The 12,612-nt window shown below is 72.9% G+C and carries 11 protein-coding genes; 6 read left to right on the forward strand and 5 right to left on the reverse strand.

Features of this window, described 5'->3' with window-relative positions:
• Positions 1-48 precede the first annotated feature (48 nt).
• Both ACWGJO_RS38985 and ACWGJO_RS38990 read right to left on the reverse strand, forming a co-directional pair.
• Positions 49-1,350: a hypothetical protein gene (locus tag ACWGJO_RS38985; RefSeq protein ID WP_452190367.1), complete on the reverse strand. Its 1,302-nt coding sequence runs from the start codon at positions 1,348-1,350 to the stop codon at positions 49-51.
• A gap of 290 nt (positions 1,351-1,640) precedes the next feature.
• A complete protein-coding gene (locus ACWGJO_RS38990; RefSeq protein ID WP_452190368.1) occupies positions 1,641-1,799 on the reverse strand; it encodes a hypothetical protein in 159 nt (52 codons plus the stop codon).
• Between ACWGJO_RS38990 and ACWGJO_RS38995 the strand changes: the two genes are divergently transcribed.
• A complete protein-coding gene (locus tag ACWGJO_RS38995; protein WP_452190369.1) occupies positions 1,798-2,523 on the forward strand; it encodes a dienelactone hydrolase family protein in 726 nt (241 codons plus the stop codon). The genes ACWGJO_RS38990 and ACWGJO_RS38995 overlap by 2 nt on opposite strands.
• Positions 2,524-2,667: 144 nt before the next feature.
• Here the strand turns inward: ACWGJO_RS38995 and ACWGJO_RS39000 are convergent, their stop codons facing one another.
• Positions 2,668-3,909, reverse strand: coding sequence for a GNAT family N-acetyltransferase (locus ACWGJO_RS39000; protein ID WP_452190370.1), 1,242 nt, complete (start codon positions 3,907-3,909; stop codon positions 2,668-2,670).
• Positions 3,910-4,125: 216 nt separating this feature from the next.
• On the opposite strand from ACWGJO_RS39000, the gene ACWGJO_RS39005 reads away from it, so the two are divergent.
• Positions 4,126-5,448 (forward strand): TolB family protein, encoded by a 1,323-nt coding sequence (locus ACWGJO_RS39005; RefSeq protein WP_452190372.1) that lies wholly within the window; start codon positions 4,126-4,128, stop codon positions 5,446-5,448.
• Here the strand turns inward: ACWGJO_RS39005 and ACWGJO_RS39010 are convergent.
• On the reverse strand, positions 5,430-6,131 hold the full coding sequence (locus ACWGJO_RS39010; protein ID WP_452190374.1) for a hypothetical protein: 702 nt from the start codon (positions 6,129-6,131) through the stop codon (positions 5,430-5,432). The genes ACWGJO_RS39005 and ACWGJO_RS39010 overlap by 19 nt on opposite strands.
• Before the next feature lie 254 nt (positions 6,132-6,385).
• Between ACWGJO_RS39010 and sph the strand changes: the two genes are divergently transcribed.
• Together sph and ACWGJO_RS39020 are read left to right on the forward strand one after the other, a co-directional pair.
• Positions 6,386-7,363 (forward strand): sphingomyelin phosphodiesterase, encoded by a 978-nt coding sequence (gene sph, locus ACWGJO_RS39015; RefSeq protein WP_452190375.1) that lies wholly within the window; start codon positions 6,386-6,388, stop codon positions 7,361-7,363.
• A gap of 152 nt (positions 7,364-7,515) precedes the next feature.
• Positions 7,516-8,346 (forward strand): thioesterase family protein, encoded by an 831-nt coding sequence (locus tag ACWGJO_RS39020; protein WP_452190376.1) that lies wholly within the window; start codon positions 7,516-7,518, stop codon positions 8,344-8,346.
• Between the two features lie 55 nt (positions 8,347-8,401).
• Here ACWGJO_RS39020 and ACWGJO_RS39025 read toward each other — a convergent pair whose 3' ends face one another.
• The gene (locus ACWGJO_RS39025) at positions 8,402-9,727 is read right to left on the reverse strand and encodes a radical SAM protein (protein WP_359915267.1); all 1,326 of its coding nucleotides are present in this window, start codon (positions 9,725-9,727) and stop codon (positions 8,402-8,404) included.
• 587 nt (positions 9,728-10,314) lie between these two features.
• Here ACWGJO_RS39025 and ACWGJO_RS39030 point away from each other — a divergent pair.
• Positions 10,315-11,580, forward strand: coding sequence for a family 2 encapsulin nanocompartment cargo protein terpene cyclase (locus tag ACWGJO_RS39030; RefSeq protein WP_452190378.1), 1,266 nt, complete (start codon positions 10,315-10,317; stop codon positions 11,578-11,580).
• Between the two features lie 86 nt (positions 11,581-11,666).
• The gene (locus ACWGJO_RS39035; RefSeq protein ID WP_452190380.1) at positions 11,667-12,545 is read left to right on the forward strand and encodes a geranyl diphosphate 2-C-methyltransferase; all 879 of its coding nucleotides are present in this window, start codon (positions 11,667-11,669) and stop codon (positions 12,543-12,545) included.
• Positions 12,546-12,612: the final 67 nt, after the last annotated feature.

A 12,612-nucleotide genomic window follows, 5' to 3' on the forward strand; every position in this document is an offset into this window, starting at 1 on the left:
CTGGACCGGCCGACCGCTGGTGCGCGGTCGGCCGGTCACGGGAGGAGGTCAGGCCTTGGGCGGGGTGGCCTGGGCGAGCTGCTTGATGCTCCCGAAGCTCAGGCCCGCCTCGTTGAGGTCGCGCGCCTCGGCCTCCGGGACGCCGAGCCCGGCGAGCTCCTTGAGCTGGGCGTCGGTCAGCGGCGGGGCGGGCGGGAGGTCGCCGAGGTCCTTGAGGTCCTCGGGGTCGAGGCCCTCCTCGCCGTCGTCCCCGGCGGTCAGGCCGAGCACCGCGTCCAGCAGCTGGTCGTTGGTCACCTTGACCGCGTCGGCCGGGGCCTGGACGTTCGGGGCCGCCTGGCTGAAGGCGAGCTTCACCGGGAAGTTGACGCCCGGCTCGACCTTGTCGGCCAGCTGGGCGAGGTCGAAGGTGGCGGAGGAGAAGGCGCCGTTCTTCAGGTAGAGGTCGACGCCGATCCGGCGGTCCGGCACGTCGCTCGGGGCCTTGTCCGGGAAGTCGCCCAGCTGCTTGGGGAACTTGGCGGACAGCGGCTTGACGGCCTTGTACATCTCGTCCACCAGCTGGCGGGCCGGGGCGCTCACCCAGAGGTGCTCGGTGCCGTCCTTCTTGCCCTTGTCCTCGTACGTGACGGTGCGGCCGAGCACGTCCTTGATCGAGTTGAGGAGCTGGTTGCCGAGCTCCGGGTCGAGGCTGGGGGCGGCGCTCGGCGCGGCCTTCTTGGCGTCGGCCTCCTTCGCCTGGTCGGCGAGCGACTGGAGGTCGAAGGACACCCACTTGCCGGCCAGCACGTCCCCGACCGGCTTCATCTCCTCCGGCAGGTCCTTGCGGAGCTCGTCCACCGTGGACGGGTCCTCGCCGACCAGCTTCATCAGGCCCTTGGCGTCGGCGTGCAGGTACGCCGTGGCGTCGACCTGGCGGTACTCCAGCAGCGCGGTGCCGCTGCGGTCGGCGAGCAGGTAGGAGACGCGCACCGACTTGTCGAGCGTCAGGTCGGTGTTCTTGCCCGCCTGGCCGGCGTTCTTGAAGGCCTCGATGTCCTTGAGCGGCTTGTCGGCGGAGACCGCGACCGTGACGGAGAGGCCGGAGATCGCCTTGGCGGTCTTCTCGTCCATGTCCTCCTTGCGGCCCCGGGCGGAGCCGATGAGCCCGTTGCCCTTGTGCTCGCCGGAGTTGGCGAACGCGGCGACCTGCTCGGGGGTGGCGTCGATGGAGAGGGTGAACCCGGCCGACTTGCCGTCACGGACCTTGTCGAAGGCCTTCGAGACCTTCTGCGCGGCGGACAGCTGCTCGACGGTGCCGCAGGCGGTGAGGCCGGTGGCGAGCACGGAGGCGGTGACGGCGACGGGCATCGCCCCACGGGCGGCCTTGCGGATGGCGGTGTTGATGGTACGACTCCTGTTGATCGGGTCCGCTCGGCAAAGCGGACCGTTCCCTCCCCTGCGACGCGCAACGTCACAGCGCCTGCACATGTGATCACATTATCGGCAAGGGGGCATCCGCATTTTTGGCCGGGTCTTTAACCACTTCGGCCAAAACCATGACCAAAAGTCGTAAACCAGGCCTGAAGAGCCGTCCTGACCAGGCCCCGATGGTCCCCGCTCCCGGCCCCGGTCCGCGGCACTCCGGGGCGGACCGGGCGTCAGCGCGCCGGGCCCGACAGGTCCTCGACCGTCCAACCGCCGCCCAGGTCACGGCGCAAGGCCTCCAGTGCAGCGGCCGCCGTCAGCGGGCCGCCCGCTCTGCCGAGGGCGAAGTCCGGCCCGGCCGGGGCGCGGACCCCGCTACTGTCCGGTCCCATGACAACGGTCACCACACGCACGGTCGAGTACCCGGCCGACGGAATGACGATGATCGGGCACCTCGCGCTCCCGGCCGGCGCCGGGCCCCGGCCCGCGGTCCTGATCGGGCCCGAGGGACCGGGCCTGAACGACTTCCAGCGCCGCCGGGCCGACGCCCTCGCCGAACTGGGCTACGTGGCCCTGGTCTTCGACCTCCACGGCGGGCGCTGGATCAGTGACCCGCAGGAGATGCTGGCGCGGGTGATGCCGATGCTCGCCGACTCCGACCGGATGCGGGACATCGGTCGCGCGGCCCTCGACGTGCTGCGCGCCGAACCGCGGACCGACCCGGACCGGATCGCCGCCATCGGCTACGGCACCGGGGGCGCCATCGCGGTGGAACTCGGGCGCGCCGGCGTCGACCTGCGGGCGATCGGGACGGTCAACGGGTTCACCACCGGCCGCCCGGGCGAGGCGGCCCGGATCCGGTGCCCGGTGTGGGCCGGGGTCGGCTCGGAGGACCCGATCATGCCCGCCGAGCGGAGGGAGGCCTTCACCGCCGAGATGCAGGCGGCGGGCGTCGACTGGCGTCTCGTGGTCTACGGCGGTGCCCAGCACGCGTTCCACCACCCGACGGTCGGTCACACCGTGCTCCCCGGCGTCGCCCACCACCCGGAGCACGCCCGGCGGGCCTGGCGCGACATCGTCGGCCTGCTCGCCGAGTGCCTGCCCGTGGAGGAGTGAGCGGTCCCGTGGCGTGTGCCGGGAGCCACCTGCCACCGCCTGCTCCGCACCACAGGCCCGGTCCTGTGATCGGCGCGGCGCGTTCGGCGCAAGCCACGGGAACCGGGGGACGCGAGGGTGACGGAACCGACGGCGGGCGGGACGTCAGGGCAGGTAGTACGTCAGCAGGTCGGCAGTCAGCGGCGGGAACAGCGCCCGGTGCAGCTCCTCGTCCCCGCGCCCGTACACGTCCGGCCGGATGCGGCTCAACCCCTCGATCCCGTACGGCCCGAAGATCAGCGCCGCCAGCGCGTCCGGGGCCACGCCCACGCCGCCGGACGCGCCGAGGTGCTGCATCGTGCCGCCCGTGACCACCTCGCCCGGCCCCTGCGCGCCGACCGGGACGCGGTAGTGGGCGCGGTAGGTGGAGAGCAGCAGTTCGCCGTCGGCGCGGTCCAGGCCGGCGGCGGTGAGGCGCCGGTGGAGAAGGGGGCGCAGCCGGTCGAGCAGCACGGCCGGATCGGGGATGCGGACGTAGTACTGCTCCGCCTCGGGGCGCGGCGTGCGGTCCAGCAGATCGTGCCAGACGGTGGCCGGCAGGGTGCCCGGCCGGTCCACCACGTGGAGCCGCGCCTCGGGCGCCAGCGCCGCCACACCGGCCAGCAGTTCGCGTGCCGCCCGCTCGTCCGCGGCGGCCGCCTCGGCGAGGTGGAACTCGCCGTCGTTCACCGGGGTGGTGCGGCCCACGGCCACCACCTCGCCCGCGCGTTCGACCACCCGCAGTGTGCTCGCGTCGTGCGCCAGCAGCCAGCGCCAGCGGGCGGGGGCGTGGCCCATCGCGAGGTCGAAGCCGTGCTGCGCCTGCTCCTGGAGTGCGGCCAGGGCGGGCAGGTCGGTGGCCCGGGCGGTGCGCAGCGCGGGCGCGCCGCCCTCGGCGGGCGGGGTGGAGCGCAGCGGCCGTGAGACCGGGATGTCGATGGCGTACTCGTAGCCGAACAGCCGGTAGAAGTACGGGATTCCGATCATCACCTGGACCACGTGCCCGCGGGCGGCGGAGCGTGCGTGCGCCCACCGCATCAGGGCCCGGACCAGGCCGCGGCCCTCGTACTCCTCGTCGGTGGCGACCAGTTCGACCTGCCCGGCGGGCAGTCGGACGCCGCCGAGGCGCAGCTCCTCGTCCAGCAGGGTGGCCGTGGAGACGACCCGGTCGCCGTCGACCACCACCGCGCTGGCCGACCAGCCGGCGTCCGGGTCCTCGACCACCAGGCGGTGGTCGAGTGCGTCCTCCGGGACGCCGCGCTCGGCGAGCAGCGCGCCGAGCTGCTCCAGGTCCTCCGGCCGGGACTCGCGCAGGAGCAGGCCGCCGGGCAGGGGCATCGGCAGGGCAAAGGGTTCGTCAGCGGTCATTCCCGGACCCTCGCACCGGCGGCCGCGCGCGGCCAAGGGGTTTTTGCCGAATCGGCAAGAGGGAGTGGGAACGCGCCTGATGTGGAGGGGAGTTGGCGAAATCGTGCCCGTTCCGGGGCGGCCTGGTTGACCGTGGCCACGACCGGAGGGTTGGCTCGCCCCGGGGGAGGGGGAACGCGGGGGGAATCGACGAGGAATCCAAGGGGAGGGGAGCCCATGAAGACGACGACGCTCCGGGTGGTCTGCGTCCTGGCGGCCGCGCTGCTGGCGGGGAGCGCGGCACCGGCGGCCCACGCGCGGCCCGCCTCCACGTCCGCCACGTCCACATCCGCGTCCGCGGCCGAGCGCCCCGCGGGCGGCGACACGGTGCGGGTGAACGTGAGCCCCGACGGCACGCCCGCCGACGACTGGTCCGAGCCGCTGGGGCTGAGCGCCGACGGCCGCTACGCGCTGTTCACCTCGCTGGCCTCCAACCTGGTGCCCGGCGACACCAACCGCCTCTACGACGTCTTCGTCCGCGACCTGTGGACGCGGCACACCGAGCGGGTCAGCCTCGCCGACGGCGGTGCCCAGCTGGACGGCTCCACCGTCCAGGCGGCGATCAGCGGCGACGGCCGGTACGTCGCCTTCAGCAGTGACGCCGTCAACGCCGTGCCCGGGAACGGCAGCGGGCGCACCGACGTCTACGTCCGCGACCGCCTCACCGGCCGGACCGAGCTGGTCACCGCCGGCACCGGCGCCGGAAACTCCGTCAGTCCCGCGATCAGCGCCGACGGCCGGTACGTCGCCTACTCCTCGGACCGCGCCGACCTCGCCCCCGGGGCACAGGCGGGCACCGCCAACGTCTACCTGACGGACCGCTGGACCGGCAGCACCCGCCTGGTCACGGCCGGGCAGGGCGGCGCCCCCGCCGACGGCGGCTCGGTGGAGCCCTCGCTCAGCGCCGACGGCCGGACCGTCGCGTTCCGGTCGAAGGCGGCCAACCTGCTGCCGGCCGCCCCGGCCGCCCCGGCCGCGCAATCCGCGCAGTCCGCCCGGAAGCCACCGCCCACCCGGCAACTGTTCCCGCTCTACGTCTACGACGCCCGCACCGGCCGGATCGAGGGCGCGAGCATCGACCCGAGCGGCACCCTGCGCGACGCCGTGCGGCAGAGCCGGCTGAGCCCCGACGGCCGGTACGCGCTGTTCCGGGTGTACCAGCCGGACCAGGGCGGCACCCGCGTCGCGCTCTACGCCCGGGACCTGCACACGGGCGCGGTGACGGAGGTGGCTCCCGCCGGAACCCAGCCGGCCGTCATGACGGCGGACGACCGCTGGGTCCATTTCGTCTCGGACGACGCCGGCCTGGTGCCCGGCGACACCAACGGCGCCCCGGACCTCTTCCGGCGGGACCTGCGGACCGGTCTGGTCGAGCGGGTCGCCGAGGCCGTCGGCCCGTCCTTCGCGCCGGCCGTGGACGCGTTCGGCACCACCCTGCTGTTCGGCGCCCCGAACGGCACCGGCTCCGACGTCCTGGTGCGCTACCTGCCGCCCCGCTGACCGGCCGCGGCGCCCGGCTCCCGCAGGGTGCGGCGCGCCGCGACCAGGGTGAGCAGGCCCCACAGGACGGCCAGCACCGCGGTGACGTGGACGCCGCCGCGGCGGAATTCGAGGTCCTCGTCGAGCGGGACCGGCGGCGCCCAGCCCGCAGGGTCGACCAGCACGTTCTCGGTGTCTCCGATGTCGCGCGTGCCCGTGCAGCCGTAGCCGCCGACCTCGGCGTGCGGCAGCGGCCGCCCGTCGGCGCGACGGATGGCGCAGGTCCAGCTCACCTCGCCGTTCTTGTCCTTCGCGCTGTGGGCCGCGGTGACCACCACCGCGGTCTCCACGCCGCGCTGCGCCATGATCTGGGCGCGGATGCTCGCCGTCGGCAGGACCAGCAGCAGCACGCCGAGCAGGACGGCCGGCCAGATGATCCAGCCGCGGGGACGGACGAAGCCGAGCGCGACGACGCCCGCCGAGAGCACCAGGAACGCCAGGATGCCGCAGGGCAGCTGGTAGTCCGGGTTGCTGCCCAGTGCCGCCAGGCCGACCATCAGCACCGGGGTGAGTGCCCCGACCAGCCACGCCGTCCGGCGGACCGCCCGTGCCGACAGCTGCGGCTCCGGGCGCCTGCGGACCCGCTTCGGGGGCGGGGCCACCCCCTCGGCGAGCGGCCTCTTCCGTTTCTTCCTGCCGGCCATGTCTTCCCCCGTTCGTTCCTTCGTCGCGCCGAGGACAGTCTGACCGCGGCTCCTGACGCGCGATACGGAGGGGCGGTACGGAGGCGCGGTACGGAGGGTGGGGCGGTGACCGCCCGTCGGCCCCTCGCCGACGGTGTTACCGACGAGTTCACCGAATGCTCGCCCGATGTCTTGCGGTCCGTGCCGACGGCCAAGTTGGATGAACAACATCCCTCGACCCGACGGGTCCACGACAACGCCCTCACGGAGGCCCGATGCCCCTGTCGTCCGTCCGCCGCGCCCTCGCCGCCGGCGCCGCCGCCACCGTCCTCGCCGTGCTCGGCGCCGTCCCGGCCTCGGCCGAGACCGCCCCCGCGACCGCACCCCCGCTCGACGTGCTGACCTACAACACGTTCCTGATGAGCACCTCGCTCTACCCCAACTGGGGCCAGCAGTACCGGGCGCAGGCCATCGCCTCGGCGGACTTCTTCCAGGGCCACGACGTGGTCGTGCTGGAGGAGGCCTTCGACAACTCGGCCTCCGACGCGCTGACCGCCAAGGCCTCGGCCGCCTACCCGTACCACACGCCGGTGGTCGGCCGCTCCACCAGCGGCTGGGACGCCACCTCCGGCAGCTACAGCTCCACCACCCCCGAGGACGGCGGCGTCACCCTGCTCAGCAAGTGGCCGATCCTGCGCAAGGAGCAGTACGTCTACAAGGACGCCTGCGGCTCGGACTGGTTCTCCAACAAGGGCTTCGTCTACGCGGTGCTGGACGTCAACGGCCGCCGGACCCACGTGGTCGGCACCCACCTCCAGTCCACCGACTCGGGCTGCGCGAGCGGCCAGGCGGCGGACATCCGGGCCAAGCAGCTCACCGCGATGCGCTCCTTCCTGGATGCCAAGCGGATCCCGGCCGACGAACCGATCCTGGTCGCGGGCGACCTCAACATCGACTCGCACGGCTCCGAGTACCAGGCGCTGCTGACCAACGGCAACCTCGCCCCGGCCTCCGCCCGCACCGGCTGGCCGTACTCCTTCGACACCGCCGACAACTCCGTCGCCGCCTACCGCTACCCGGGCGAGCCCAAGGAGGACCTCGACTACGTCCTCTACCGGGCCGACCACGCCCGCCCGCAGGAGTACACCAACCAGGTGGTCCGGGTGCACAGCGCGCCCTGGACGGTGAGCAGTTGGGGCAAGAGCTACACCTACACCGACCTCTCCGACCACTACCCGCTCGCCGCGCACTGACACTCCGGGTCCTCCGGGGGTGTGGGATGCGTCACCCGTGACGCCCCACCGGCGGTTCGGCCCCTTACGATCCTGAACGCCGAGGTCGGGCGCCGTCGTACCACGGCGGCGCCCGCCCGGCAGCCAGCGATCCGGCCCGAGGAGAAGCGCACGTGACCACCCCCACCGCCGCGCCCGACAGCTACTACCAGCGCACCGGCGAGAACAGCTACAAGCCCACCGTGCAGGCGCAGGGTGCCTGGCACCCCGACGAGCAGCACTTCAGCCCGCTCGGCGGCCTGATCGTGCACGCCATCGACCGCCACCGGGCCGACCAGCGGCGGGCCGACCAGCGGGCCGGGCGCCCCGCCGACGGCCTGGCACTGGCCCGGATCAGCTACGACATACTCGGCCTGATCGCCCTCGACGAGTTCGAGATCACGGTGGAGACCGTCCGCCCCGGGCGCACCATCGAGCTGGTCGAGGCCACCGTGGTGACCGGCGGGCGGGCCGTGGTCCGGGCCCGCGCCTGGTTCCTCGCCGAGCTGGACACCACCGCCGTCGCCGGCACCCACGACGAGTCGCTGCCCGGGCCCGAGGAGTTCGAGCCCTGGACGATGGCCGGGGTGTGGGGCGGCGGCTACATCGCCTCGATCGACGTCCGCCGCCGGGAGACCGCCCCGGGCCGAGCCGCCGCCTGGATCTCCACCCCGGTGGAGCTGGTCGCGGGGGAGCCCAGCGGCCCGCACGCCTCCTTCGTCAAGCTGGTGGACACCGCCAACGGCATCGCGGTGCGGCAGAACCCCACCGAGTGGATGTTCCCCAACACCGACCTGACGATCCACTTCCACCGCCGCCCCGAGGGCCCCTGGACCGGCCTGGACACCAGCGTCAGCTTCGGCCCGGCCGGGCACGGCGTCACCAGCACCGTGCTGCACGACGTCCACGGCCCGCTGGGCCGGGCCGAGCAGATCCTCACCGTCCGCCCGCTGAACGGGAGCTGACGGGCGGGGCGCCGCCGCCCGGACGACGGTCGGCGGCGCCTGGGGCGGGCCGTGCTCAGCCCTGCAGCGAGTCCATGAAGGAGCTCACCGAGAAGACCGCCTTGCCCGGGCCCGCCGGGCCGTAGCCGGGCGGGGAGGAGAGGCCGAACTCGTCCAGGGTCGCCCGGTAGGTCTGCAGCAGCCGGATGTGGTACTCCAGCGGCGCGCCCTGCGGGTTGGCCTTGCCGAGCGGGGTGGTGGGCTCGGGGCACCAGGTGGTGAAGCGCGGCACCACGCCGTGGGACATGAAGAAGCGCAGGCCCTCCTCGGTGGAGGCGATCGCCTCGTCCACCGTGGTGAAGCCGAAGGGCTCGGCCATCTCCACGCCCGCGACGAAGTTGGGGATCACGTTCTCCGGGCCGAACACCTCGGTGGAGTCGAGGATCCGGCGGTGCCACTCGTCCCGGCCGACGTAGCGCTCCTTGCCCGGGCAGTACAGCTCGAACAGCCGCTTGTCCCACACCTCGAAGTTGGGGTGGTAGATCCGCACGCCGTAGTCGTGGAAGCGCTGGACGTCCTCGCGCGGCAGCGCCTGGGCCACCACCTTGCCGATCCAGCGGCCGGGGAAGCGCTCCTCGATGGCCTTGGCGTACTGCCCGTAGAAGTCGGCCTCGTCCCGGCCGCCGACGCGCGAGGTGATCGCCCCGCCGGTGAGGGTGTACGCCTGGGAGGCGCGGGCGGTGTCGTGCTCGTCGATCAGCGCCAGCGCCTCCAGCACCTCCTCGACCGGCTTGACCCCGGTGTACGGGCGCCCGGCGGCCTTGTGCTGGCGCCAGTTGTGGTTGATGTCGCAGTACTGGCACTCCTCCTTGGCGCCGAAGTACTGGCAGACCCGGAACACCGTGAGGTAGATCAGGTAGCCCCACTGGATGGTCGGGGCGACCTCCATCACCGACTTCCCGTTGGCCAGCGTGTGCCGGTAGTAGTCCGGCATCGGCGGCAGGCCGACATCGGCGATCCGCGCGCCGTCCAGGTAGAGGCCGAGGGTGCCGTCCTCGCCGGCGCCGACCCGGTAGGGCGAGTCCGGGTTCACCCGCACCGACACCACCGTGCGGCGCAGCCCGTACGGCCCGCCGGTCAGCACGATCTCCTCCGGCGGCCGGTTGAGCGCGGCGGCGCCCAGCTCGGGCAGGGTGCGGTGGTCGAAGGAGAAGATGAAGTACGACTTCGGCTTGACCTCGCCGCCCCCGTCGGCGCCGGCGCTGCCGCTGAGCGCCGACTCGTCGAAGGCCATGCCGCCGCGCAGCAGGTCCTCTTTGATCACCGCCTCCCGGGGCACGTCGGGATAGCGCTCCATGAGCTCCTCGACGAGTGCGGTGCGGCTGCGGGCCTGGCTCTCCATGCGCTGGTCTTCCTTCCTGGCTCCGTCCTCACGGCGCCCAGGCCATTCTGGTCCCCCTTACCGGTGGGGCCGTGCACCGGGCCGGGAGGTGACCGACCGTTCCGGCCCGCGCTCCACCGGGTTCGCCGGGGCGAGGGCATCGGAAGCGCTGCCACCGCGCGTTCCCTCCGGCCTTTTCGCATTCGAACAGCCCCCGCCACGACCGGAACAACGCGATCGGGCGCCCCGGGACACGCGTGGGCGTCAGCAGGTTGACGCGAGGGGCGGGCGGCTCGGGCGGGAGGGTTCGCGGCCGGCGCGCCCCGGGACCGGTGTGATCAATGCACGACTGTGGCCCGCTCAAACGTCGCCAGCCCGAACGTTCACCCTATCGGGTGAGGAAGATCGTCCGTTGCGATGCGGAACGCGCCTTCGCGCCTACGGTGGTGAACCGAGCGGGACAGGGGCGGAAGCCCGGGTTCCCGTTCGAGGCTGACGGAATGACGATCCGTCATATGTGCGCGACCCCTTCCCAGAGGAGGCTCCATGCCCCTGCGTGCCAGACCGGAGACACCATGCGGGCCCGTGACCGCCCCGGTGGTGGGCCCATGAGCACCCCGGCGATCGACCGGATCCTGCGCGGGCCCAGCGGGCTGGGCACCTCCGGGCTGCAGTTCCGGCCGCAGGCGTCGGTGCCCGGGGTCGAGGCCCCCGAGGTCCCGGTGCCCGAGGCCCCCGCCTCCGAGGTCCCGGTGCCCGAGGTCCCGGAAGCCGCGACCGAGGTCACGGCGGCGACCCCCGGGTTCCGGCTGCCGCCCGTCCACGTCCTGCCCGCTGCGATCGCGGCGGCCGCGAGCCCGGCCGCCGAGGTGCCGAGCGGCGGAAAGCCCAAGGCCGGCGACCCCATCCCCGGCCTGTACCACCACCCGATCGCCGAGCCCGACCCGGTGCGGGTGGAGGCGCTCAGTGCGGAGATCAAGGTCTGGGCGATGGAGGAGGTGGAGCTGTACCCGCCGGACTGGGAGAAGGACTTCGACGGCTTCTCCACCGGGCGCTACATGGTGGCCTGCCACCCGGACGCGCCGAGCGTCGACCACCTGATGCTCGCGGCCCGCCTGATGGTGGCCGAGAACGCGGTGGACGACTGCTACTGCGAGGACCTCGGCGGGTCGCCGATCGGCCTGGGCAGCCGTCTGCTGCTCGCGCACACCGCGCTGGACCCGCTGCACACCACGACGGAGTACCACCCGGACTGGGAGGCCTCGCTGTCGTCGGACGCGCCCCGGCGCGCCTACCGCTCGGCGATGGAGTACTTCACCCGGGCCGCCACGCCCTCCCAGTCGGACCGGTTCCGGCACGACATGGCGCGGCTGCACCTCGGGTACCTGGCCGAGGCCGCCTGGGACCAGGCGGACCACGTGCCGGAGGTGTGGGAGTACCTGGCCATGCGCCAGTTCAACAACTTCCGCCCCTGTCCGACGATCACGGACACCGTCGGCGGCTACGAGCTGCCCGCCGAGCTGCACGCGCTGCCCGCGATGCAGCGGGTGATCGCGCTGGCCTCCAACGCCACCACCATCGTCAACGACCTCTACTCGTACATGAAGGAGCTGGCCAGCCCCGGACTGCACCTGAACCTGCCGGTGGTGGTCTCCGAGCGCGAGGGCGTCTCCCGCAAGGAGGGTTACCTGAAGGCGGTCGAGGTCCACAACGAACTGATGCTGGCCTTCGAGGCCGAGGCGGCGGCCCTGGCCCTGTCCTGCCCGGTACCGGCCGTCCCACGGTTCCTGCGCGGTGTGGCCGCGTGGGTGGACGGCAACCACTACTGGCACCAGACCAACACCTACCGCTACACGCTGCCCGACTTCTGGTGACACCGGCCCTTCCGGCGGCGCCACCTCGCACGGCAGCGAATCCTCTTTGATGAAAGACCCCTTGACCATCCACTAGGAGTTGACCCATGTCCGTGACCGACGACATCACCACCCCCGGCAACACCATCCCCGGCCCGGCGACCCCGTACCAGGGCGACATCGCACGCTACTGGGACCACGAGGCCCGTCCGGTCAACCTTCGCCTGGGTGACGTCGACGGCCTCTACCACCACCACTACGGGATCGGGGAGATCGACCGGGCCGCGATCGGCGACCCGGCCGACAGTGAGCGCGAGAAGAAGGTGATCGCCGAGCTGCACCGCCTGGAGTCCGCCCAGGCCGACGTGCTGCTCGACCACCTCGGCGACATCCGCGCTGACCACACCCTGGTCGACGCCGGCTGCGGCCGCGGCGGTTCGATGGTGATGGCCCACCAGCGCTTCGGCTGCCGGGTCGAGGGCCTGACCCTCTCCGCCCAGCAGGCCGAGTTCGGCAACAGGCGCGCCGCCGAGCTGGGCATCGGCGACTTCGTCCGCTCCCGGGTCGCCAACATGCTGAACATGCCCGTCGAGACCGGCACGGTCGCGGGCTCCTGGAACAACGAGTCCAGCATGTACGTCGACCTGCACGACCTGTTCGCCGAGCACTCCCGGGTGCTGAGCGTCGGCGGCCGGTACGTGACCATCACGGGCTGCTGGAACCCGCGCTACGGCCAGCCGTCGAAGTGGGTCTCGCAGATCAACGCCCACTTCGAGTGCAACATCCACTCCCGCCGCGAGTACCTGCGGGCGATGGCCGACAACCGTCTGGTGCCGCAGGCCGTCATCGACCTGACCCCGGACACCCTGCCCTACTGGGAGCTGCGCAACACCACCTCGCTGGTGACCGGCATCGAGGAGGCGTTCATCGAGTCCTACAAGGACGGCTCCTTCCAGTACGTGCTGATCGCGGCCGACCGGGTCTGATCGCCCGACCGGGGAACTCCGCCCCGGGGGGCGGCGCACGACGGCGGCGGCCTCCCCGCACCTGCGG

This window comes from Kitasatospora sp. NPDC054795 (assembly GCF_053611565.1).

What these genes read in the sequence shown, in the direction of transcription:
- ACWGJO_RS38985 (WP_452190367.1), bottom strand. Translation starts at nt 1,350, where the DNA reads ATGCCCGTCGCCGTCACCGCCTCCGTGCTCGCCACCGGCCTCACCGCC.
- ACWGJO_RS38995 (WP_452190369.1), top strand. Translation starts at nt 1,798, where the DNA reads ATGACAACGGTCACCACACGCACGGTCGAGTACCCGGCCGACGGAATG.
- ACWGJO_RS38990 (WP_452190368.1), bottom strand. Translation starts at nt 1,799, where the DNA reads ATGGGACCGGACAGTAGCGGGGTCCGCGCCCCGGCCGGGCCGGACTTC.
- ACWGJO_RS39000 (WP_452190370.1), bottom strand. Translation starts at nt 3,909, where the DNA reads ATGACCGCTGACGAACCCTTTGCCCTGCCGATGCCCCTGCCCGGCGGC.
- ACWGJO_RS39005 (WP_452190372.1), top strand. Translation starts at nt 4,126, where the DNA reads ATGAAGACGACGACGCTCCGGGTGGTCTGCGTCCTGGCGGCCGCGCTG.
- ACWGJO_RS39010 (WP_452190374.1), bottom strand. Translation starts at nt 6,131, where the DNA reads ATGGCCGGCAGGAAGAAACGGAAGAGGCCGCTCGCCGAGGGGGTGGCC.
- sph (WP_452190375.1), top strand. Translation starts at nt 6,386, where the DNA reads ATGCCCCTGTCGTCCGTCCGCCGCGCCCTCGCCGCCGGCGCCGCCGCC.
- ACWGJO_RS39025 (WP_359915267.1), bottom strand. Translation starts at nt 9,727, where the DNA reads ATGGAGAGCCAGGCCCGCAGCCGCACCGCACTCGTCGAGGAGCTCATG.
- ACWGJO_RS39030 (WP_452190378.1), top strand. Translation starts at nt 10,315, where the DNA reads ATGAGCACCCCGGCGATCGACCGGATCCTGCGCGGGCCCAGCGGGCTG.
- ACWGJO_RS39035 (WP_452190380.1), top strand. Translation starts at nt 11,667, where the DNA reads ATGTCCGTGACCGACGACATCACCACCCCCGGCAACACCATCCCCGGC.